Source organism: Streptomyces sp. NPDC023527 (genome assembly GCF_055560115.1).
On sequence record NZ_JBVHJJ010000001.1, the window covers coordinates 235510 to 255361 of the forward strand.

Below are 19852 nucleotides of genomic sequence, written 5' to 3' on the forward strand. Positions count from 1 at the left end.
TGACGCCTGCCAACGCCCTGCCGCACCCGCATCGACGGGTTCACAGTCCCTCCCGACGACTCCGCGACCCCCTCCCGGTATCCCAGCAAATTAGCTCAAAAGGGTCACCATCATGTCTGTGTCCGACATCGCACCCCTCGCCGGCGGCCCCCACGGCCCCCACGCGCTCCGCCCCCTCCTCGACACCACCCTCCAAGCCCTCGCCCAAGGCGCCACCACCCGCGCCGGCCCACTCCCCGCCGGCGGCCCCGACGCCGTCACCGCACGCCTACGAGCCGCCGCCACCCCCGTACTCCCCGAAACCGGCACCGGAGCACACGACGCCCTCCGCACCCTCGTCCAAGCCCTCGCCGAAGGATCCGCCGACCCCGCCCACCCCCACTGCGCGGCCCACCTGCACTGCCCACCGCTCGCCGTCGCCACCGCAGCCGACCTCGCCGCCGGCGCCCTCAACGCCTCCCTCGACTCCTGGGACCAGGCGCCCGCCGCCTCCGCCCTCGAAGCCCTCACCACCCAGGCCCTCGCCGCCCTCGCCTACCCCCACCGCCCCACACCCGACGCCCTCGTCACCACCGGCGCCACCGAGTCCAACCAACTCGCCCTGCTCCTCGCCCGCGAAGCCGCCCCCTGGCCCCTCCACATCATCTGCGGAGCCAACGCCCACCACAGCATCCACCGAGCCGCCTGGCTCCTCGGCCTCCCCAGACCCCACACCCTCCCCACCCCCACCGGCGTCATCAACCCCACCGACCTCAAAACCGCCCTCACCGCACTGCACAACGCCCCCACCCTCGTCATCGCCACCGCAGGCACCACCCACACCGGCCAGATCGACCCCCTCACCGACATCGCCGACCTCTGCACCACCCACCACACCCCCCTCCACATCGACGCCGCCTACGGCGGACCACTCCTCTTCAGCGACACCCTCCGCCCCGCCCTCGACGGCCTCGACCGCGCCCACACCATCGCCCTCGACCTCCACAAACTCGGCTGGCAACCGATCGCCGCCGGCCTCCTCGCCGTCCCCGACACCGCCGACCTCCACCCCCTCGCCACCCACGCCGACTACCTCAACGCCCCCGACGACACCGAAGCCGGCCTCCCCGACCTCCTGAACCGCTCCCTGCGCACCACCCGCCGCCCCGACATCCTCAAGATCGCCGTCACCCTCCGCGCCCTCGGCCGCCAAGGACTCGGCGCCCTCGTCGAACGCGTCTGCGCCACCGCCCACCAACTCGCCGACCTCATCGACGACCACCCCCGCTTCGACCTCTACACCCGCCCCACCCTCAGCACCGTCCTCTTCCGCCCCACCCACACCGACGACCACACCACCGCCGACATCCGCCGCCAACTCCTCCACAACGGCCACGCCACCCTCGGCCGCACCACCACCCCCGACGGCCTCTGGCTCAAAGCAACCCTCCTCAACCCCCACACCACCACCGAAGACCTCCGCACCCTCCTCACCCTCGTGGAAGGCCACACCCCTCAATGACCAACAACAACAAACCACCCCAGAACCCCAAGAACACCCCCCGCGCCACCCCCGACCACCCCCTCGACCTCGCCGGCATCGGCATCGGCCCCTTCAACCTCTCCCTCGCCGCCCTCGCCCACGGCCTCCCCGACCTCCACACCGCCTTCTACGACCAGACCCCCACCTTCCGCTGGCACCCCGGCCTCCTCATCGACGGCACCACCCTCCAAGTCCCCTTCCTCGCCGACCTCGTCACCCTCGCCGACCCCACCAACCCCTGGACCTTCCTCAACTACCTCAAAACCCGCGAACGCCTCTACCCCTTCTACTTCGCCGAGCGCTCACACATCCAACGCGCCGAATACGACGCCTACTGCCGCTGGGTCAGCCAAAACCTCCCCCACCTCCACTTCAACCACCAGATCGACGCCCTCCGCTGGAACCCCGAACGCAACCTCTTCGAAATCGACTACACCCAACTCGACACCGACGGCGAAGCCGAAGCCCTCGGCCGCGCCTACGCCCGCAACCTCGTCCTCGGCGTCGGCACCACCCCCCACATCCCCGAACCCCTCCGCCCCCTCGCCGAAGCCCCCACCGTCCCCGTCATCCACTCCGCCGACTACCTCGACCACCGCGACACCCTCCTCGCCGCCGAACACATCACCGTCATCGGCGCCGGCCAATCCGGCGCCGAAGTCTTCCTCGACCTCCTCCGCAACCGCCCCGCCGGCCGCGAAAAACTCCACTGGCTCGCCCGCACCCCCGCATTCGCCCCCATGGAATACAGCAAACTCGGCCTCGAACAATTCACCCCCGACTACACCCGCTACTTCCACACCCTCCCCGAATCCGTCCGCAACCAACTCCTGCCACAACAATGGCAACTCCACCGCGGCATCGACGCCGGCACCCTCGCCGACATCCACGACGAGCTCTACCGCCGCAGCCTCCACGGCGGCTGGCCCGACACCGTCCTCACCCCCGGCGTCTTCGTCCGCACCGCCGGCCGCGTCGGCACCACCCGCGTCGAACTCCACCTCGAACACGCCCAACAAGGCACCCGCTCCCGCATCACCACCGACGCCGTCGTCCTCGCCACCGGCTACCGCGAACGCCGCACCGACACCCTCCTCGCCGCCCTCGACCCCTACATCCGCCGCGACCACAGCGACCGCCCCCGCATCGACGAACACCACCGCCTCGTCCTCGACCCCCTCGTCACCGGCGCCATCCACGTCCAGAACGCCGAACGCCACACCCACGGCATCGGCACCCCCGACCTCGGCCTCGCCGCCTGGCGCAGCGCCGTCATCCTCAACGCACTCACAAAAAAAACGGCCTACCCCCTCCCGGAGCGGACCGCCTTCACCACCTTCGGCCTGGAGCCGCGACCACAGCCACGGCCCCACACCAACCACCACTCAGAAGACCGGCACACCGTCCCGCGTCAACTTCCAGTCCACTGACGCAAAACGGCCCACATCAATAGACCCCTGGGCCTTCACCCACGCGATCAACGTATTACGGATCTCCTCCGAATTGGCCCACACCTGCTTCGCCCGCGCGACATGCGGGAAATTACCCCCACCACTCGCCCGGTAATTATTCACCGCCAACACAAACTGCGCCGCGTCATCCAGCGGCTTCCCGTCGAACGACAACTTCCCGATCCGCGCCCCCGGCGCCTTCGCGATGTCGATCTCGTACGAGAGGCCGCTGACCGCATCATAGTTGTAATCCGGAATACTCTCCGCATTCGTCAGACGCGCCGGATCCACCGGATCACCCGCAGCCGTCCGCACGTAATACCGCGCCGAGAACTCCAAATACTCCCGCAACTGCGCACCCGTCAACACCCGGGCCTCCAGCGTGTTCTCGAACGGATACAGACCCGCCACCTCGCGAATCGTCACCTTCCCCGCCCGCACCGCCGCCGTACGCGAGAAACACGACGCCTGCGACAAAACCGGCAACGACGCGTACGCCGTACCCGCCAGCGCCGCCCGCACCGTCTCCGCCTGCACATGATTGATGAAATCGATGATCGGCGTGTCCTTGTACGGAGCCTCCGCCGCACCCATCGCCGCCGACGACGTACCGATCACCTGATTCACATACGCCACCACCTTCTCGTGCTCATCACGCAACAGACCCGTGATCCGCCGATCCTCGGCAGCCGTATTGGAGTTCAACACCTTCGCCGACACCGACTCCACCCGCCAACAACCCCGCTCCCACACCAGACCGAAGTCGAACAGCGTCAACCGCTGCCCCCACTTCAACGGCTCCGAGAGCACAACCTCCTTACCCGTCTTCTTATTGGCCACCCGATACTCCGGAATCTCCGTATGCGCATGACCCACCAGAATCGCATCGATACCCGGCACCTGCTCGGCCACCAACGCCGCCGCATTCTCCACATACGGCAACTGATCCCCGTACGACGACGTACCACTCGAACCCGAATGCGCCGACACGATCACCACATCCGCCCCCATCGACCGAAGACGCGGCACCCACTTCGCCGCCTGCTCCTCCAGCCCCGGGAACGTCATCTTCCCCTGCACATTCGCCTTGTCCCAGATCGCGATCCCCGGATTCGTCAACCCCAGAATCGCCACCTTCACATCACGACCATGCGGCGTACGCACCCGCTTCATCACATACGGAGCGAACGCCGGCCGCAGAGTCTTCGCATCCAGCGCATTCGCCCCCAGCAGCGGAAAATCACACTGCTCCTCGAACTTCCGCAGCACCGGAATACCATAATTGAACTCATGATTGCCCAGCGCCGCCGCGTCATAACCGATCGCGTTCATCGCCTGCGCCATCGGATGCACCGGACCATGCTTCCGCGTGATCGGATCCACCTTGGCGTAGTAATACGACAGCTGCGTACCCTGAATCGTGTCACCGGCATCGATCAGCAGCGTATTCCGGCGCCCCTTCTCCGCCCGCACCTCATTCACCAGCGTCGAGATCTTCGCCAGCCCCACATCGTTGTGAGCCTTGTCGTCGAACTCCGCATCGGTGAAATAGTCCCAGTTGAAGACATTCCCGTGCAGATCCGTCGTGCCCATCACCGTGAACGCGTAGCGAGCCTTCCGGTCACCCCGCACCGGCCCCGCCTCAGCCGCCTCGGCCGACCCGACACCCCCCGCCCCCACCAAAGCCACACCCGCACCCGTCGCCGCGGTACGCCCCAGAAAATCCCGCCGGTCCAGCGCCACTTCAATCTCCCCACTCGGTCATATCGCGTCACATACAACGCGCGTAGATTCTGGCCCCGAGACCCCCGCCCCCAACACCCCCACAAGGTTGCGATCCGGTGACCGACCAGTAACCTCACCCCCACAACCCACCTGAGACGCTGACCCCATGACCACACCCCAACCCCTGCCCTACGGCACCCCCGACACCCCCCGCCTCGCCGTCCGAGGCGAAGCCCGCCTCGAAGTCGACCCCGAAATCGCCCGCATCACCATCACCATCAGCGCACGCGGCACCGACCGACGCACCGCCCTCGAAGACCTCACCCACCGCAACAAACAAGCCCTCGACCTCCTCAAGTCCTACGGCGACACCGTCGAAAAACTCGAAACCGGCTCCTTCACCATCACCCCCCAACTCACCGACAAGGGCCGCAACGAACGCATCCGCGCCTACCACGGCAGCGTCCGCCTCACCGCCACCCTCAACGACTTCACCACCCTCGGCGAACTCACCACCCGCCTCGCCGACCTCGACCTCACCCGCATCGACGGCCCCTGGTGGGCCTTGCGCCCCACCTCACCCGCCCACCGCCAGGCCCGGCAGCAAGCCGTACGCGAAGCCGTCCAACGCGCCCGCGAATACGCCGAAGCCGTGGGCGCCCACCTCGACGCCCTCATCGAGCTCGCCGACGACGGCGCCGAGAACGCCGGCGTCCCCGGCCCATCCCCCTACGCCGGCGCGCGCCCCCGCTTCGGAGGCGCACCGGCCGCCCCCGGCGGCGCCGCCCCCGCCCCCGCACTCGACCTCGAACCCCGCCGCCAGACCGTCCACGCACAGGTCAGCGCACGCTTCACCATGAGCCGCCCCAGCCTCTGAAACACCAGCGCGGGGCGCACGCCAAACGCTCATCAGAGCACCCCCGCGCACGTTTCACATCTCGTCAACAAGCTTTTACTCAAAGGCCGTTGAGGTGTCTCCGGCAGCCAATTGCCTACCCATCAGTAGGTCATAAGGTCGTGCCATGCGCCGAGCAAAAATCGTCTGCACCCTGGGGCCCGCCACCGACTCGTACGAGCAGATCAAGGCACTCGTCGAAGCCGGCATGGACGTCGCACGCTTCAACCTCAGCCACGGCACCTACGCCGACCACGAGGCGCGGTACCAGCACGTACGAAAAGCGGCCGAGGAAACCGGCCGCAACGTCGGCATCCTCGCCGACCTTCAAGGCCCGAAGATCCGCCTCGGTCGATTCCACGAAGGCCCCGTACTCCTCGAACGCGGCGACGAATTCACCATCACCGTCGAAGAAGGCGTCCAAGGCGACCGCCACACCTGCGGCACCACCTACGACGGCCTCGCCACCGACGTCACCAAAGGCGAACGCATCCTCGTCGACGACGGCCGCGTCACCCTCGAAGTCACCGAGGTCGACGGCCCCCGCGTCAAGACCATCGTCATCGAAGGCGGCATGGTCTCCGACCACAAGGGCCTCAACCTCCCCGGCGTAGCCGTCTCCGTCCCCGCCCTCTCCCGCAAGGACGTCGAAGACCTCCGCTGGGCCATCAACACCGGCGCCGACATCATCGCCCTGTCCTTCGTCCGCAGCGCCCACGATATCCACGACGTTCACCGCGTCATGGACGAGGAAGGCCGCCGCCTCCCCGCCATCGCCAAGATCGAAAAACCCCAGGCGGTGGAGAACCTCAACGGCATCGTCGACGCCTTCGACGGCATCATGGTCGCCCGAGGCGACCTGGGCGTCGAAATGCCCCTGGAAACGGTCCCGATCGTTCAAAAGCGCGCCATCAAGCTCGCCAAGCGCAACGCCAAGCCGGTCATCGTCGCCACGCAGATGCTCGACTCCATGATCGACGCGTCCCGCCCCACGCGCGCGGAAGCCTCGGACGTCGCCAACGCGGTCATCGACGGCACCGACGCGGTGATGCTGAGCGGCGAGACGAGCGTGGGCAAATACCCTGTCGAAACGGTCAAGACGATGGGCCGCATCGTCGCGGCAGCGGAGGAGGACGTCCTCGCGAAGGGCCTCCCACCGCTCAGCGAACGCAGCAAGCCCCGCACCCAGGGCGGCTCGGTGGCCCGCGCCGCCGCCGAAATGGGCGACTTCCTGGGCGCGAAGTTCCTGGTGGCCTTCACTCAATCCGGTGACACGGCCCGGCGGCTCTCGCGCTACCGGTCACCGATCCCGCTCCTGGCGTTCACGCCGGAGCCGGGGACGCGATCGCAACTGAACCTGACGTGGGGAGTGGAGACGTTCCTGGGCCCGATGGTCCAGACGACGGACGAGATGGTCGACCAGGTCGACGAGTACCTGCTGAGGATCGGCCGCTGTCGCCAGGGCGACATGGTCATCATCACGGCGGGGTCCCCGCCGGGGGTGGCGGGGACGACGAACCTGGTGCGGGTGCACCACATCGGGGAGGACCGGTAGGTCAGTATTTGGGGCCGATGTGGGCGTCCATGAGAGCGACGGAGTCGCGGCGTGCGACGGAGATGTTGAACGGGTCCTTGCCGCGACGGGTCATGGTCCACTCGACGCCGACCATGTCGAGGGCGTAGGCGTAGATGCCGAGGATGTCCTCGGATTTGTTGGCGAAGAAGTACCGGGGGTACTCGTAGCGCTTGCGCTCACCCGCGACGAGGCGGGTGGTCCAGTTGGTGATGCGGCAGCCGTCGGAGTGGATGAGGCCGCGTATGAACTCCCACGGGTGTTCCTCCACGATGGCATCCTGCCAGTCATGGAGCTGGATGAGCCGTTCGTGCTTCTTGCCGGGGCCATGCTGAGGGAACAGGCAAGTCCAGTGCTGTGTACAGGACTTCACTTCAGTACAGCCGTGTTTTTGGCGGCGGCTTACGCGGTATTGGGGCATGACCGCGCGCATCGCCGCTTCGGCGGCTTCGATCAAGCCGGGCCATGCGTCGGCGCAGAAGATGGACAGGTGGTGTTGCTTGGGCTTGGAGATGATGTGACCGTCGCCGAGATAGAGGCCGAACAGGTAGGCATACGCCTTGTGGTCCAAGTCGCAGCCTGTGCACTTCGGGCAGTGGTTGGGGCGGACGAAGACCTCTCCTCGGCGTCTCCGATCTTCATGCCTCCACCAGCTGATGGTTCCCAGAGGTATGCCGAACTGCGCCGCCACCACTTTGTTGGACACGCCGTCCCGCATCATCGCAACCGCGCGAGTGCGCGTTTCGAGGTCGTACATAACAGCGAGCGTGGCTGGGATTCGGCACAGCCGAGGCTGGTTCGTGGGTGCGTTCACCGCACTGAGTGAAGATCGCCAATCATTGGCTGACCTTGGAAACGAAGGGAAAGTGCCCCGAGTCGGATTCGAACCGACGCTGTATGGGTTTTGAATCCATGGCCTCTACCGCTGGGCTACCGGGGCTAGCCTATGAAACCAAGGTTAGCGGAAACCCTCCGTGCGTCAAACATACCGCAGCTAGGTAGGCTCATGAGGCACCACCTGCCCTGATCGAGGAGACCCGTGACCGCCGCCGAGCCCACGCCGCCCGTCGACGACGAGCAGCCGCACACCCCTCCGCACACCACCCGCGTCGTGATCGCCGAGGACGAGGCCCTGATCCGCCTCGACCTGAAAGAGATGCTGGAGGAAGAGGGCTACTCCGTCGTGGGCGAAGCCGGCGATGGTGAGACCGCGGTCGCGCTGGCCCGGGAGCACAAGCCGGACCTCGTGATCCTGGACGTGAAGATGCCCGTCCTCGACGGGATCTCCGCCGCCGAGCAGATCGCCGCCGACTCGATCGCCCCCGTCCTGATGCTGACCGCGTTCTCCCAGCGCGAGCTCGTCGAGCGGGCCCGGGACGCCGGCGCGATGGCCTACCTCGTGAAGCCGTTCAGCAAGAGCGACGTCGTGCCCGCCATCGAGATGGCGGTGTCGCGGTTCACCGAGCTGAAGGCCCTGGAGCAGGAGGTCGCGGACCTCTCCCAGCGGCTGGAGACGCGGAAGCTCGTCGACCGGGCGAAGAGCGTGTTGCAGACGCAGTACGGGCTGACGGAGCCGGCCGCGTTCCGGTGGATCCAGAAGACGTCGATGGATCGCCGGCTGTCGATGCAGCAGGTGGCCGAGGCGGTCATCGAGGACGCCGAGGAGAAGAAGTCGGCGAAGGGGCAGTAGCCCCGCGCAGCGAGTGCATGGGCCCGCCGGTGATCGTTCCGGCGGGCCCTTCGCGTGCGTACGTACCCTCAGTCCTCGCCCAGGTAGGCCTTCCGTACTGACTCGTCGTGCAGCAGGTCCGCCCCCGTCCCGGACAGGACGATCTTGCCGATCTCCATGACGTGACCATGGTCGGCCAGGGAGAGCGCGGCCTGTGCGTTCTGTTCGACGAGGAGGATCGTCGTGCCGCCGGCCTTGAGCTCGGCGATGGTCTCCATGATCTTCTGCATCATGATCGGCGAGAGGCCCATGGAGGGCTCGTCGAGCATGAGGAGCTTGGGGCGGGACATCAGGGCGCGCCCCATGGCGAGCATCTGTTGTTCGCCGCCGGAGAGCGTGCCCGCGGCTTGGCGTGAGCGTTCGCCGAGGATGGGGAAGAGGTCGTAGACGCGCTGGGTGTCCTTCCGTATGCCGTCGGCGTCCTTGCGGAGGAACGCTCCGAGCTGGAGGTTCTCGGCGATGGTGAGGCGGGGGAAGATGTGGCGGCCTTCGGGGGAGTGGGCGAGGCCGAGGGCGACGATCTTGTGGGCGGGGGTGCCGGTGAGCGGGCGGCCGTCGAAGCGGATCGTGCCGGCGAGGGGTTTGAGGAGGCCGGAGAGGGTGCGGAGGGTGGTGGTCTTGCCGGCGCCGTTGGTGCCGATGAGGGTGACGACCTGGCCGGCCTCGACGGTGAAGGTGATGCCCTTGACCGCTTCGATCTTGCCGTAGGCGACGCGGAGGTTCTCGACTTCGAGGAGGGGGGTCATCGGTTGTCCTCCGTACGGGCGTCGGCCTCTGCGGCTTCGACTTCGGCGAGTTCTTCCTGGCCGGGGGCGCCTTCGAAGGGGGTGCCGAGGTAGGCGGCGATGACGCGTTCGTCGGCCTGGACGATGTCCGAGGTGCCTTCGATGAGCTTTTCGCCCTGGACGAGGACGGCGACGCGGTCGCAGAGGTTGAAGATGAAGCGCATGTCGTGCTCGATGACGAGGACGGCGGTGCCTTGGGCGCGGATGTCGCGGACGAGGGTTTCGGTGGCGCGGGTTTCCTGGGGGTTCATTCCGGCGGTGGGTTCGTCGAGGAGGAGGAGGCCGGGGTCGCTGGCGAGGGCGCGGGCGATTTCGAGCTTGCGTTGTTCGCCGTAGGGGAGGTTGCGGGCGAGGTGGTCGGCTTTGGCGGCGAGGCCGGTGAAGTCGAGGAGTTCCATGGCGCGTTGTTTGGAGGCGGCTTCGGCGCGGTGGAAGCGGGGGCTGCGGAGGAGGGCGGAGAAGAGGCCTTCTTTGGTGCGGGTGTGGCGTCCGACGAGGACGTTTTCGAGGACGGTCATGTTGGCGAAGAGGCGGATGTTCTGGAAGGTGCGGGCGATGCCGGCCTGGGTGACGAGGTGGGGTTTGGGGGGTAGGACGGTGTCGCGGTAGGTGACGGTGCCTTCGGTGGGTACGTAGAGGCCGGTGAGGCAGTTGAAGAAGGTGGTTTTTCCGGCGCCGTTGGGGCCGATGAGGCCGACGATTTCGCCGGGGGAGACGGTGAGGTCGACGCTTCGTACGGCGGTGAGTCCTCCGAAGCGCATGGTGACGCCGGTGGCGCTGAGGACCGGGGTTTTGGTCGCGGTGGTGGTGGCCATGGGGGTCATGCCTCCGCTTTGGTGATGCCGACGGTGTTGTCGGGGAGGCGTGGTTCGGGTACGGCGAGTTGGTCGGTCTCGTGGAATTCGAGTTGTTTGCGGCGGTCGGCGACCAGGCCCTCGGGGCGGAATCGCATCAGGAGGATGAGTGCGACGCCGAAGAGGAGGAGTTGGTAGTCGGCCATGAAGTCCATCTTGTTGGGGATGAGGTAGAGCAGTGCCGCGCCGATGACGGGGCCGCTGATGGTGCCCATTCCGCCGAGGATGACGGCGGCGAGGAGGAAGGCGGAGTTGGGCGGGACGGTGCCGGCGAATTGGTATTGGTCGGGGGTGGCGGTGGTGATGACGTGGGCTTGTACGGTGCCGGCGAGTCCGGCGAGGGAGGCGCCGAGGGCGAAGGCGAGGAGTTTGAGGCGGAAGGCGTTGATGCCCATGGCGGTGGCGGCGGTCTCGTCCTCGCGGATGGCGACCCAGGCGCGGCCGATGCGGGATTCGGCGGCTCGTCGGAAGACGAGGACGACGAGGAGGGTGGCGAGGAGCATCAGCAGGTAGTAGTTGCCGAAGCGGCCGATGGGTGCGCCGAGGATGTCGTGTGTTTGGCCGAAGTTGAAGCCGAGGATTTCGAGTTCGGGGATGTTGGGGATTCCCATGGCGCCGTTGGTGATGTCGGGGCCGGTTTTCCCGTTGAGGTTGAGCATGGTGATGCGGAAGATCTCGCCGAAGCCGAGGGTGACGATGGCGAGGTAGTCGCCGCGGAGTCGCAGGGTGGGGGCGCCGATGACGATGCCGAAGACGAGGGAGGCGCCGATGCCGGTGAGGACGGCTGCCCAGAAGGGGAAGTGGACGCCGATCGCGGATTCGGGTGAGCCGGAGACGAGGGCGGCGGCGTAGGCGCCGACGCCGAGGAAGGCGACGTAGCCGAGGTCGAGGAGGCCGGCGAGGCCGACGACGACGTTGAGGCCGAGGGCGACGGTGGCGAAGATCAGGATGCTGGTGGCGAGGTTGGTGTAGGCGTCGTTGGTCTGGGTGAGGGGGAAGCAGGCGGCGGCGATGAAGGCGGCGGCCAGGGTGATGTTGCGGTGTTTGGCGGTGAGGTTGCTGAGGCGGGTGGTGAGTCCGGCGCGGGCGAGTGCGAGGAGGCCGGCGCAGGTGAGGAGGAGGTAGCCGACGAAGAGTTCGCCGTATTCGGTGTCGATGCCGTAGGTGAAGAGGTGGAGGCCGAGGGCGTAGGCGGCGGCGATGACGAGGATTTCGGCCCAGGTGGGGAGTGGTTGGGGGCGGGGTGGTCGGCGGGTGGTGAGGGTGTGGCGGAAGCGGCGCCAGGGGGTGGGTGGTGTGGTGCCGCCGGCGTCGTCGTAGGGCTGGTCGGTGGGGAGGGCGAGGGTGCCGATGAGGGTGATGAGGGTGGTGGTGGCGGCGATGTAGCCGCCGGGTTCGAGGTTGGCGAGGCCGCCGAGGTCGGTGGTGATGGCGCCGAGGGTGTACCAGGTGGTGGCGAGGGTGCCGAGGGCCAGGAGGAGGGTGGGTGCGGTGGAGCCTGCGGGGGTGAGCCAGCGCAGGCCGGGGGTGGGGCGTCCGGCGAGGGCGAAGAGGAGGGTGAGGAGGGCGCCGGTGAGGGTGATGGTCTGGAGGCCGCCGGGGTAGCCGTTGACGGTGAGGTTGCCGGGGAAGGCGGTGGTCCAGGTCCAGGCGAGGAAGGTGGAGATGATGGTGAGGGTGGCGCCGGTGAGGGTGGTGAGCCGGGCGGCGGTGGTGGGGAGGGGGATGAGTTGAGTGGGGCGGGCTGCTGTGGGGTGGTTCGTTGTGGTGGTTGTCTTCTTGTTGGTCGTCTTCTTGTTGGTCATGGGGGTCACGCCCGATCCGCGACGCGTTCGCCGAGCAGCCCTTGTGGGCGGAGCAGCAGGACGAGGATGAGGAGGACGAAGGCCCAGACGTCTTTCCAGGAGCCGCCGCCGAATTGGGTCATGCCGGGGATCTCCTCGATGTAGCCGGTGGCGAGGGCTTCGGCGACGCCGAGGACGACGCCGCCGAGCATGGCGCCGTAGATGTTGCCGATGCCGCCGAGGACGGCGGCGGTGAAGGCTTTGAGGCCGGTGATGAAGCCCATGCGGAAGTCGACCTGGCCGTATTTGAGGCCGTGGGCGACGGCGGCGATGGCGGCGAAGGCGGCGCCGATGGCGAAGGCGATGACGATGATGCGGTCGGTGTTGATGCCCATGAGCTTGGCGGTGTCGGGGTCCTGGGCGGTGGCCTGCATGCCGCGGCCGGTGCGGGTCTTGGCGACGAAGAGGCCGAGGGCGAGCATGCACAGGGGGGCGGCGACGAGGAGGAAGATTTCGCCGCGTTGGACGGTGGCGCCGAGGATGTCGAGGGATTCGCCCTTGAACTGGGGGAAGACTCGGGCCTTTTTGGCGTCGGGGTACCACTTCCAGATGGCCTGTTGGAGGGCGATGGACAGGCCGATGGCGGTGATGAGGGGGGCGAGGCGGGGGGCGTTGCGGAGGGGTCGGTAGGCGAAGCGTTCGGCGGCGACGCCGACGGCGACGGAGGCGAGGATGCCGCCGAGGATCATGAGGGGGAGGGCGAGGGCGAGTGCGGTGCCGTCGGGGAGGATGAGGTGGGCGGTCAGTGCGCCGAAGCCGCCGACCATGAAGATCTCGCCGTGGGCGAAGTTGATGAGCTGGACGATGCCGTAGACCATCGTGTAGCCGATCGCGATGAGTCCGTACATCGCGCCGAGGATGAGTCCGTTGGCCAGCTGTTGCGGCAGTTCGTGCACCGCCGGGCCTCCGTGGGTGGGTTGGGGTGCTGGGCCGTTCGCGGCGGGCCGTGCGGGGTGGGTGGTGCGTGTGGTGGTTTCCCGCACGGCCGGGGCCGTTGTTGGGTGCGGTGTTTTGTCACCGCGGTGTGGGTGCTGGTGTGCGGTGGCGTGGCGGTGCCGGTGTGAGCTTTGTGCTCAGGGCGGTGCCGGGTGCCGGCGCTCGCGCTTGGCGCGTGGGTGTGAGGTGGGCGGCGGGCGCCCGGGTCAGCCCTTGTATTCGGCGCTGTGGCGGGACTTCCAGGCGTTGTTGTCCACCTGGTAGGCGGTGATCATGGTGTTGGTGGTGTCGCCGTATTTGTCGAATCCGATGGTTCCGGTGACGCCGTTGAAGGTGACCTTGTTGAGGGCTTCGACGACCTTGGTGCGGGCGTCGTCGGGGAGTTTGCCGTTGTTGTCGGCGACGACGTTCTTGACGGCCTGGATGAGGGCCCAGGCGGCGTCGTAGGTGGAGCCGCCGTATGCCTCGTAGCGGTCCTTGTAGCCGGCTGCCTTGTAGTCGGCGATGAATTTCTTGGCGGAGTCGAGTTCTTCGACGGGCTTGCCGACGGAGGTGGCGTAGTCGCCGGCGGATTTCTTGTTGAGGTTGATGTAGTCGGCGCTGTACATGCCGTCGCCGCCCATGAGCGGGATCTTGAGGCCGCCGTCCTTGATCTGCTGGCTGAGGGGTGCGGCCGCGGGGTATTCGCCGCCGTAGAAGACGAGGTCGGGGTTGGCGGTCTTGGCCTTGGAGACGATGGCCTTGAAGTCGCGGTCCTCGGGGTTGACGTGTTCGGTGCCGACGACCTTGCCGCCGAGTGCGGTGAATTTGGCGGAGAAGGCGGCGGCGAGGCCGACGCCGTAGGTCTTCTGGTCGTCGATGACGTAGACGGTCTTGGCCTTGATCTTCTCGTAGGCGAATTGGCCGCCGAAGGCGCCTTGTACCTCGTCGGTGGTCGAGGTGCGGAAGTAGGTCGTGAATTGGCGTTTGCGGTTGTTCTGTTTCCAGTCCTTGCCCTGGGTGAGGTCGGGGGTGGTGTTGGCGGGGGAGATGAGGGGGACGTTGTTGGCCTGGGCGACTTGTTGCATGGACTGGGCGACGCTGGAGTTCAGGGGGCCGACGATGCCGAGGACTTGTTTGTCGCCGGCGAGTTTGGTGGCGTTCTGCTGGCCGGAGGTGGGCTGTGCCTGGTCGTCGAGGGCCTTGAGCGCGAAGGTGATGCCGGGCACCTCTTTGGCCTTGTTGGCGTTGTTGACGGCGAGTTCGGCGGAGTTCTTGATGCCTTGGCCGAGTGCGGAGAGGTCACCGGTGAGGGGGGCGTCGACGCCGATCACCACGGTGGTGTTCTTCCCGCCGCTGTTGTCGCCACCCCCCTTGTCGTCGCGTGAGCCGCAGGCGGTGAGGGTGAGGGCGCCTGTGGTGAGCGCGGTGGTGAGGATGAGCAAGGAACGGTGTCGCACGGTGATTCCCTTCCCTGGCGAGGCCCCCTCTGCTGAGGTGCCGTTTCGCGTGCCGGGTGGCGAGGTGAGATGTGGTGGCGAAGTGCGGGGCCGCCCGGCGGGGTGGTGACTGGCCGTGACTCTAAGGCTGTGTGGCGATCTGGGGCAGAGGTGCTGGCCATGATGTGACTGTCTTGTTATGACGCAGGTCACTCCTGCCTCATCTGTGTAGCGGGAACGCATGGACAGTTCGCGCTTATGCGGAGATTCCGATTTCTCGGTGGGTGGGAACGTGCAGCTCCGCTAAGGAGTCGGGGGAGGTGTGGGCCCTGATCCGGGTGGCGCGGCCGTCGAAGGGCCGTGAAGATCGCGAAAGCGGCGCCCGCGTGAAGTGGATCAGCGGCGCCGCTCGGCGTGAATGTTACGCACGGTGACGTGCGGTGGTTTTTCTCGGTGCTCCGGAGGGCGCGCCTGGAGGGGGCTCCGGGAAGGTCGTCGCGGCGAGCCCATGGAAGGGTGCGGCCCGCCCCCGGGTGGCCCGGACCCGCCCTGGCGCCGGCGCCGGCTCACGGAGAGGTGACGGCCTGCTCCAGCAGTCCGTGGAGGGCGCGCTGCTCCTGCGGCGTGAGGCCGGACAGCGGGGAGTCCACGGCGAGGAGTTCGAGGAGGCGTGCGCGCAGTGCGGTGCCCTCGGTGGTGAGGACGAGGTGCTTGGCGCGGCGGTCGGTGGGGTGCGGGTGGCGCTCGACCAGGCTCTGCTTTTCCAGCTTGTCGACGACGAAGGTGGTGTTGGAGGGCTCGCAGCTCATGCGTTCGGCGAGCTCCCGCATGGTCATCGGCCCGCTCATCTCCCGCAGCGCGGTCGCCTGGGGTGCGGTGAGGCCCAGGGTGGCGGCGCGCTCGCGGACGTGCTCGTTGATCCGCTGGGCCAGTCCGTTCACCAGACCGCACAGCTGTCGCTCGGCGATGGCCTGCGGTTCGGAGGGCGTCGTCATGCCCTCACCTTAGCAAGTCCGTCAAGACGAAACATTTACAGCTTGAATGATTCGAGCTTGATGCTTATGGTGGGCGTCGTCGCCGCGGGAGACGCCGTGACGACCTGATGACGGCTCAACTCGCGGGAGAGAACCCATGGCTGACGTGACGGTGGATCGGGACGGGCGACTGCGCCGGCCGGCGGGAATCCGCTCGATACGGCTGGGCGACACGAAGGTGTCGTACGTGCCGGACGGCGATGTGCGCCTCCGCCCGCTGGAACTGCTCCAGGACACCACCGACGAGGTGTGGGCCGCGCACCCGGAGTACCTGGACGCCACGGGCCACCTCGTGGGGAGCGTCGGCGGTCTGCTGGTGGAGCACGGCGACCGCGCGCTGCTGATCGACGCGGGCTTCGGCCCGCAGACGCTCGAGGCTCCGGACGGCCCCCTCGGCGTGATCCACGGAGGCGCGCTCCCGGACAGCCTGGCCGAACTCGGCCGCCGCCCCGAGGACATCGAAGCGGTGGCCTTCACCCACCTCCACTCCGACCACCTCGGCTGGGCCTGCCATCCCGCCCCCGGCGGTGACCGGCCCGTGTTCGCCCACGCCGACTACCTGGTCTCCGAGCCGGAGTGGGACCGGCGCGACCTCCTGGAGGCCCAGGGCATGACCGAGCAGGTCGCGGCCCTGGCGCCGCGCGTGCGGACGATCGCGGACGGGCAGGAGATCTTCCCCGGCGTGCGCGTGCGGATCACGCCCGGCCACACCGTCGGGCACGCCGAGTACGTGATCACCGGGGGCGGCCGGCGCCTGATCGCCTTCGGTGACGCCATGCACTCGCCGATCCAGGTCGACCACCCGGAATGGTCCTCGGCCTTCGACCACGACGGCGTCCGGACGGCCGACCACCGCCACCGCCTCGTCGCCGAGCTGGCGGAGCCCGGCACGATCGGCTTCGGCGTCCACTTCGCCGACGTGGTGTTCGGACACGTCCGGCAGGACGGGGCCGGCCCGGCCTGGCGGCCCCTGGACGCCTGACCGCCGGGGCCGGGGACTGTCCCGGCTACCCGGGCCCGGCCGATGCCCGCCTCGGGCACGGCCGGACAAGCCCCGGGCGGCGCGTTCCTCAGGCGCCGTTGCCGTTGCCTCCGGCGGTGTCGTTCGGGCGCAGGAGGCAGGTGAGGCGGGCGCTGCAGACCCGCTTGCCCTGGTCGTCGGTGACGACGATCTCGTACGTGGCGGTGGTGCGGCCCCGGTGGACGGGGGTGGCGATGCCGGTCACCAGTCCGGAGCGGACTCCGCGGTGGTGGGTGCAGTTGAGGTCCACGCCGACGGCGAGGTTGCCGGGGCCGCCGTGCAGCATCGCGCCGACGGAGCCGAGGGTCTCGGCGAGTACGGCGGAGGCGCCGCCGTGCAGGAGTCCGTACGGCTGGGTGTTGCCCTCGACCGGCATCGTGCCGACGACGCGGTCGGGGGAGGCCTCGACGACGCGGACGCTCATGCGCTCGCCGAGGTGTCCGGCGGAGAACAGGGCGGGCAGGTCGAGCCCGCTGCCGGCCCATTGGTCCAGGACCTCCTGCGGGAACGTGGTCCGGCTCTGCTCACCCATGTCCTGCTCCGATCGTCCTTGGTCGTTGCGTCTCGAACGTCTTATCAGGCCAACGGCCTTGGCCGGCGTTCGGGGTGGTGTTCACGCGGGGTCGGGCAGCTGCTGCTCCACCCTGATGACCAGGGACTTGCTGGCGGGGGTGTTGCTGGTGTCGGCGGTGTGGTCGAGGGGGACCAGGACGTTGGTCTCGGGGTAGTAGGCGGCGGCGCAGCCGCGTGCGGTGGGGTAGTGGACGACGCGGAAGCCGGGTGCGCGGCGTTCGGTGCCGTCGGTCCATTCGCTGACGAGGTCGGCGTAGGAGCCGTCGGCCAGGTCGAGTTCGCGGGCGTCGTCGGGGTTGACGAGGACGACGCGGCGGCCGTTCTTGATGCCGCGGTAGCGGTCGTCGAGGCCGTAGATGGTGGTGTTGTACTGGTCGTGGGAGCGCAGGGTCTGCAACAGCAGGCGGCCTGGGGGTACTTGGGGGTACTCGACGGTGGCCGCGGTGAAGTTGGCCTTGCCGGTGGTGGTGGGGAAGCGGCGTTCGTCGCGGGGCGCGTGGGGGAGGGTGAATCCGCCGGGGCGGGCGACGCGGGCGTTGAAGTCCTCGAAGCCGGGGATGACGCGGGCGATGCGGTCGCGGACGGTGCCGTAGTCCTTCTCGAACTCTTCCCAGGGTGTGGTGCTGGTGGTGCCCAGTACGCGGCGGGCGAGGCGGCAGACGATGGCCGGTTCGGAGAGGAGGTGGGGGCTCGCGGGGGCGAGGCGGCCGCGGGAGGCGTGGACCATGCCCATGGAGTCCTCGACGGTGACGAACTGGTCGCCGGCTGCCTGCCGGTCCCGCTCGGTGCGGCCGAGGGTGGGCAGGATCAGGGCGCGGGCGCCGGTGACGGCGTGCGAGCGGTTGAGCTTGGTGGAGACGTGGACGGTGAGCCGGGCGCGGCGGACGGCGGCCTCGGTGACGTCGGTGTCGGGGGTGGCGGAGACGAAGTTGCCGCCCATGGCGAAGAAGACCTTGGCTTGGCCGTCGCGCAGGGCGCGGATGGCTCGTACGACGTCGAGGCCGTGTTCGCGTGGTGGGGTGAAGTCGAATTCCTTCTGGAGGGCGTCGAGGAAGGCGGGGGCGGGGCGTTCGAAGATGCCCATGGTGCGGTCGCCCTGGACGTTGCTGTGGCCGCGGACGGGGCAGACGCCGGCGCCGGGGCGGCCGATGTCGCCGCGCAGGAGGAGGAGGTTGACGACTTCCTTGATGGTGGGGACGGCGTGCTTGTGCTGGGTGAGGCCCATGGCCCAGCAGACGACGGTCCGGCGGGAGTCGAGGATCATGCGGGCGGCGCGTTCGATCTCGTCGCGGCGCAGGCCGGTGGCGCGGAGGGTTTCGGCCCAGTCGGTGGTGTCGGCGGCGCGCCGGAATTCCTCGAAGCCGTGGGTGTGGTCGCGGATGAAGTCGGTGTCGAGCGCGTCCTCGGTCCGCAGGACGATGTGGTTGAGGGCGCGGAAGAGGGCCTGGTCGCCGCCGAGGCGGATCTGGAGGAAGAGGTCGGTCAGGGGGGTGCCGCCGGCGGTGAGGCCGCGGGCGTTCTGGGGGTTCTTGAAGCGTTCCATGCCCGCTTCGGGGAGCGGGTTGACCGTGATGATCTTCGTGCCGCCGGCCTTGGCCTTTTCGAGGGCGCTGAGCATGCGGGGGTGGTTGGTGCCGGGGTTCTGTCCGGCGACGATGATCAGGTCGGCTTTGTAGAGGTCTTCGAGGAGGACGCTGCCCTTGCCGATGCCGATGGTCTCCGTGAGGGCGGAGCCGGAGGACTCGTGGCACATGTTGGAGCAGTCGGGCAGGTTGTTGGTGCCGAATTCGCGGGCGAAGAGCTGGTAGAGGAACGCGGCTTCGTTGCTGGTGCGGCCCGAGGTGTAGAAGACGGCTTCGTCGGGCGAGGAGAGCGCGGTGAGCTCCTCGGCGATGATGTCGAACGCCTTCTCCCAGGTGACGGGCTCGTAGGCGGTGGCGCCCTCGGCCAGATACATGGGGTGGGTGAGGCGGCCCTGCTGGCCGAGCCAGTAGCCGCTGCGCTGGGCGAGGTCGGCGACGGGGTGCGCGGCGAAGAAGTCCGGGGTGACGCGGCGCAGGGTGGCTTCCTCGGCGACGGCCTTGGCGCCGTTCTCGCAGAATTCGGCGGCGTGGCGTTTGTCCGGCTCGGGCCAGGCGCAGCCGGGGCAGTCGAAGCCGTCCTTCTGGTTGACCTTGAGGAGGGTGAGAGCGGTGCGGCGCACGCCCATCTGCTGTTGGGCGATGCGCAGGGTGTGGGCGATGGCCGGGAGTCCGGCGGCGGCGTGCTGCGGGGCGGTGACGTCGGGTGCGTCCTGGACCGGATCGCCTGTCGGCGGCTTGCCTGCCATCTCGCTCCCCCTTGAGCGGTCGGTGCGGTCGCGTCGGCGGTGTCGTGCGCGGGCGCGGTCCGCGGTCGTGTGTACGTGCTGATCCTGTCACGGGGTGCTGACAGTGTGCCGTGGAGGCGGTGGGGGGAGGTGCGCGTGGCCCGCATTGTCAGTGGGCCGTGGC

At 68.3% G+C, this 19852-nt stretch carries 16 protein-coding genes and 1 tRNA gene; 6 read left to right on the forward strand and 11 right to left on the reverse strand.

The genetic code is table 11. The features are described 5' to 3' along the window. The first annotated feature begins 118 nt into the window (after nt 1–118). Entirely contained in the window at nt 119–1501 is a 1383-nt protein-coding gene (locus ACZ303_RS01070; RefSeq protein WP_467333728.1) for a pyridoxal phosphate-dependent decarboxylase family protein, read from the forward strand. Further along, nucleotides 1498–2952, forward strand: a complete 1455-nt coding sequence (locus tag ACZ303_RS01075) for a lysine N(6)-hydroxylase/L-ornithine N(5)-oxygenase family protein (protein WP_467333730.1) — start codon at nt 1498–1500, stop codon at nt 2950–2952. Before ACZ303_RS01070 ends, ACZ303_RS01075 begins: the two co-directional genes overlap by 4 nt. On the opposite strand, the gene ACZ303_RS01080 is transcribed toward ACZ303_RS01075, so the two are convergent. Next, on the reverse strand, nt 2908–4716 hold the full coding sequence (locus tag ACZ303_RS01080) for a bifunctional metallophosphatase/5'-nucleotidase (RefSeq protein WP_467333732.1): 1809 nt from the start codon (nt 4714–4716) through the stop codon (nt 2908–2910). The genes ACZ303_RS01075 and ACZ303_RS01080 overlap by 45 nt on opposite strands. A gap of 148 nt (nt 4717–4864) precedes the next feature. On the opposite strand from ACZ303_RS01080, the gene ACZ303_RS01085 reads away from it, so the two are divergent. Both ACZ303_RS01085 and pyk read left to right on the forward strand, forming a co-directional pair. Beyond that, nucleotides 4865–5575 (forward strand): SIMPL domain-containing protein, encoded by a 711-nt coding sequence (locus ACZ303_RS01085; protein ID WP_467333734.1) that lies wholly within the window; start codon nt 4865–4867, stop codon nt 5573–5575. A 145-nt stretch (nt 5576–5720) separates the two neighbouring features. Then, on the forward strand, nt 5721–7148 hold the full coding sequence (gene pyk, locus ACZ303_RS01090) for a pyruvate kinase (protein WP_467333736.1): 1428 nt from the start codon (nt 5721–5723) through the stop codon (nt 7146–7148). A gap of 1 nt (nt 7149) precedes the next feature. On the opposite strand, the gene ACZ303_RS01095 is transcribed toward pyk, so the two are convergent. Both ACZ303_RS01095 and ACZ303_RS01100 read right to left on the reverse strand, forming a co-directional pair. Continuing rightward, on the reverse strand, nt 7150–7923 hold the full coding sequence (locus ACZ303_RS01095) for a transposase (protein WP_467333738.1): 774 nt from the start codon (nt 7921–7923) through the stop codon (nt 7150–7152). Nucleotides 7924–8033: 110 nt separating this feature from the next. Continuing rightward, nucleotides 8034–8106 (reverse strand) — tRNA-Leu (locus ACZ303_RS01100). Between the two features lie 99 nt (nt 8107–8205). Here ACZ303_RS01100 and ACZ303_RS01105 point away from each other — a divergent pair. Further along, nucleotides 8206–8856: an ANTAR domain-containing response regulator gene (locus tag ACZ303_RS01105; RefSeq protein ID WP_467333740.1), complete on the forward strand. Its 651-nt coding sequence runs from the start codon at nt 8206–8208 to the stop codon at nt 8854–8856. A gap of 68 nt (nt 8857–8924) precedes the next feature. Here the strand turns inward: ACZ303_RS01105 and ACZ303_RS01110 are convergent, their stop codons facing one another. From ACZ303_RS01110 to ACZ303_RS01135, 6 genes are all read right to left on the reverse strand, one after another. Beyond that, complete coding sequence (locus ACZ303_RS01110) at nt 8925–9641, reverse strand: ABC transporter ATP-binding protein (RefSeq protein ID WP_467333742.1); 717 nt, start codon at nt 9639–9641, stop codon at nt 8925–8927. Beyond that, nucleotides 9638–10504: an ABC transporter ATP-binding protein gene (locus ACZ303_RS01115; RefSeq protein ID WP_467333744.1), complete on the reverse strand. Its 867-nt coding sequence runs from the start codon at nt 10502–10504 to the stop codon at nt 9638–9640. Before ACZ303_RS01115 ends, ACZ303_RS01110 begins: the two co-directional genes overlap by 4 nt. Continuing rightward, entirely contained in the window at nt 10501–12339 is a 1839-nt protein-coding gene (locus tag ACZ303_RS01120; protein ID WP_467334591.1) for a branched-chain amino acid ABC transporter permease, read from the reverse strand. The genes ACZ303_RS01115 and ACZ303_RS01120 overlap by 4 nt, the downstream gene beginning before the upstream one ends. 5 nt (nt 12340–12344) lie before the next feature. Beyond that, nucleotides 12345–13274 (reverse strand): branched-chain amino acid ABC transporter permease, encoded by a 930-nt coding sequence (locus ACZ303_RS01125; RefSeq protein WP_467333746.1) that lies wholly within the window; start codon nt 13272–13274, stop codon nt 12345–12347. Nucleotides 13275–13520: 246 nt separating this feature from the next. Continuing rightward, complete coding sequence (locus ACZ303_RS01130) at nt 13521–14738, reverse strand: branched-chain amino acid ABC transporter substrate-binding protein (protein WP_467334593.1); 1218 nt, start codon at nt 14736–14738, stop codon at nt 13521–13523. Between the two features lie 560 nt (nt 14739–15298). Beyond that, the gene (locus tag ACZ303_RS01135) at nt 15299–15727 is read right to left on the reverse strand and encodes a MarR family winged helix-turn-helix transcriptional regulator (protein ID WP_467333748.1); all 429 of its coding nucleotides are present in this window, start codon (nt 15725–15727) and stop codon (nt 15299–15301) included. A 136-nt stretch (nt 15728–15863) separates the two neighbouring features. Here ACZ303_RS01135 and ACZ303_RS01140 point away from each other — a divergent pair, with 136 nt between their 5' ends. Further along, a complete protein-coding gene (locus ACZ303_RS01140) occupies nt 15864–16748 on the forward strand; it encodes an MBL fold metallo-hydrolase (RefSeq protein ID WP_467333750.1) in 885 nt (294 codons plus the stop codon). An 88-nt stretch (nt 16749–16836) separates the two neighbouring features. Here ACZ303_RS01140 and ACZ303_RS01145 read toward each other — a convergent pair whose 3' ends face one another. Both ACZ303_RS01145 and ACZ303_RS01150 read right to left on the reverse strand, forming a co-directional pair. Beyond that, complete coding sequence (locus ACZ303_RS01145; RefSeq protein ID WP_467333752.1) at nt 16837–17319, reverse strand: PaaI family thioesterase; 483 nt, start codon at nt 17317–17319, stop codon at nt 16837–16839. A gap of 81 nt (nt 17320–17400) precedes the next feature. Next, nucleotides 17401–19689, reverse strand: a complete 2289-nt coding sequence (locus ACZ303_RS01150; RefSeq protein WP_467333754.1) for an FdhF/YdeP family oxidoreductase — start codon at nt 19687–19689, stop codon at nt 17401–17403. Between the last annotated feature and the right edge of the window lie 163 nt (nt 19690–19852).

What these genes read in the sequence shown, in the direction of transcription:
- ACZ303_RS01120 (WP_467334591.1), bottom strand. Translation starts at nt 12,339, where the DNA reads ATGACCAACAAGAAGACGACCAACAAGAAGACAACCACCACAACGAAC.
- ACZ303_RS01135 (WP_467333748.1), bottom strand. Translation starts at nt 15,727, where the DNA reads ATGACGACGCCCTCCGAACCGCAGGCCATCGCCGAGCGACAGCTGTGC.
- ACZ303_RS01145 (WP_467333752.1), bottom strand. Translation starts at nt 17,319, where the DNA reads ATGGGTGAGCAGAGCCGGACCACGTTCCCGCAGGAGGTCCTGGACCAA.
- pyk (WP_467333736.1), top strand. Translation starts at nt 5,721, where the DNA reads ATGCGCCGAGCAAAAATCGTCTGCACCCTGGGGCCCGCCACCGACTCG.
- ACZ303_RS01095 (WP_467333738.1), bottom strand. Translation starts at nt 7,923, where the DNA reads ATGTACGACCTCGAAACGCGCACTCGCGCGGTTGCGATGATGCGGGAC.
- ACZ303_RS01140 (WP_467333750.1), top strand. Translation starts at nt 15,864, where the DNA reads ATGGCTGACGTGACGGTGGATCGGGACGGGCGACTGCGCCGGCCGGCG.
- ACZ303_RS01075 (WP_467333730.1), top strand. Translation starts at nt 1,498, where the DNA reads ATGACCAACAACAACAAACCACCCCAGAACCCCAAGAACACCCCCCGC.
- ACZ303_RS01115 (WP_467333744.1), bottom strand. Translation starts at nt 10,504, where the DNA reads ATGACCCCCATGGCCACCACCACCGCGACCAAAACCCCGGTCCTCAGC.
- ACZ303_RS01110 (WP_467333742.1), bottom strand. Translation starts at nt 9,641, where the DNA reads ATGACCCCCCTCCTCGAAGTCGAGAACCTCCGCGTCGCCTACGGCAAG.
- ACZ303_RS01150 (WP_467333754.1), bottom strand. Translation starts at nt 19,689, where the DNA reads ATGGCAGGCAAGCCGCCGACAGGCGATCCGGTCCAGGACGCACCCGAC.
- ACZ303_RS01085 (WP_467333734.1), top strand. Translation starts at nt 4,865, where the DNA reads ATGACCACACCCCAACCCCTGCCCTACGGCACCCCCGACACCCCCCGC.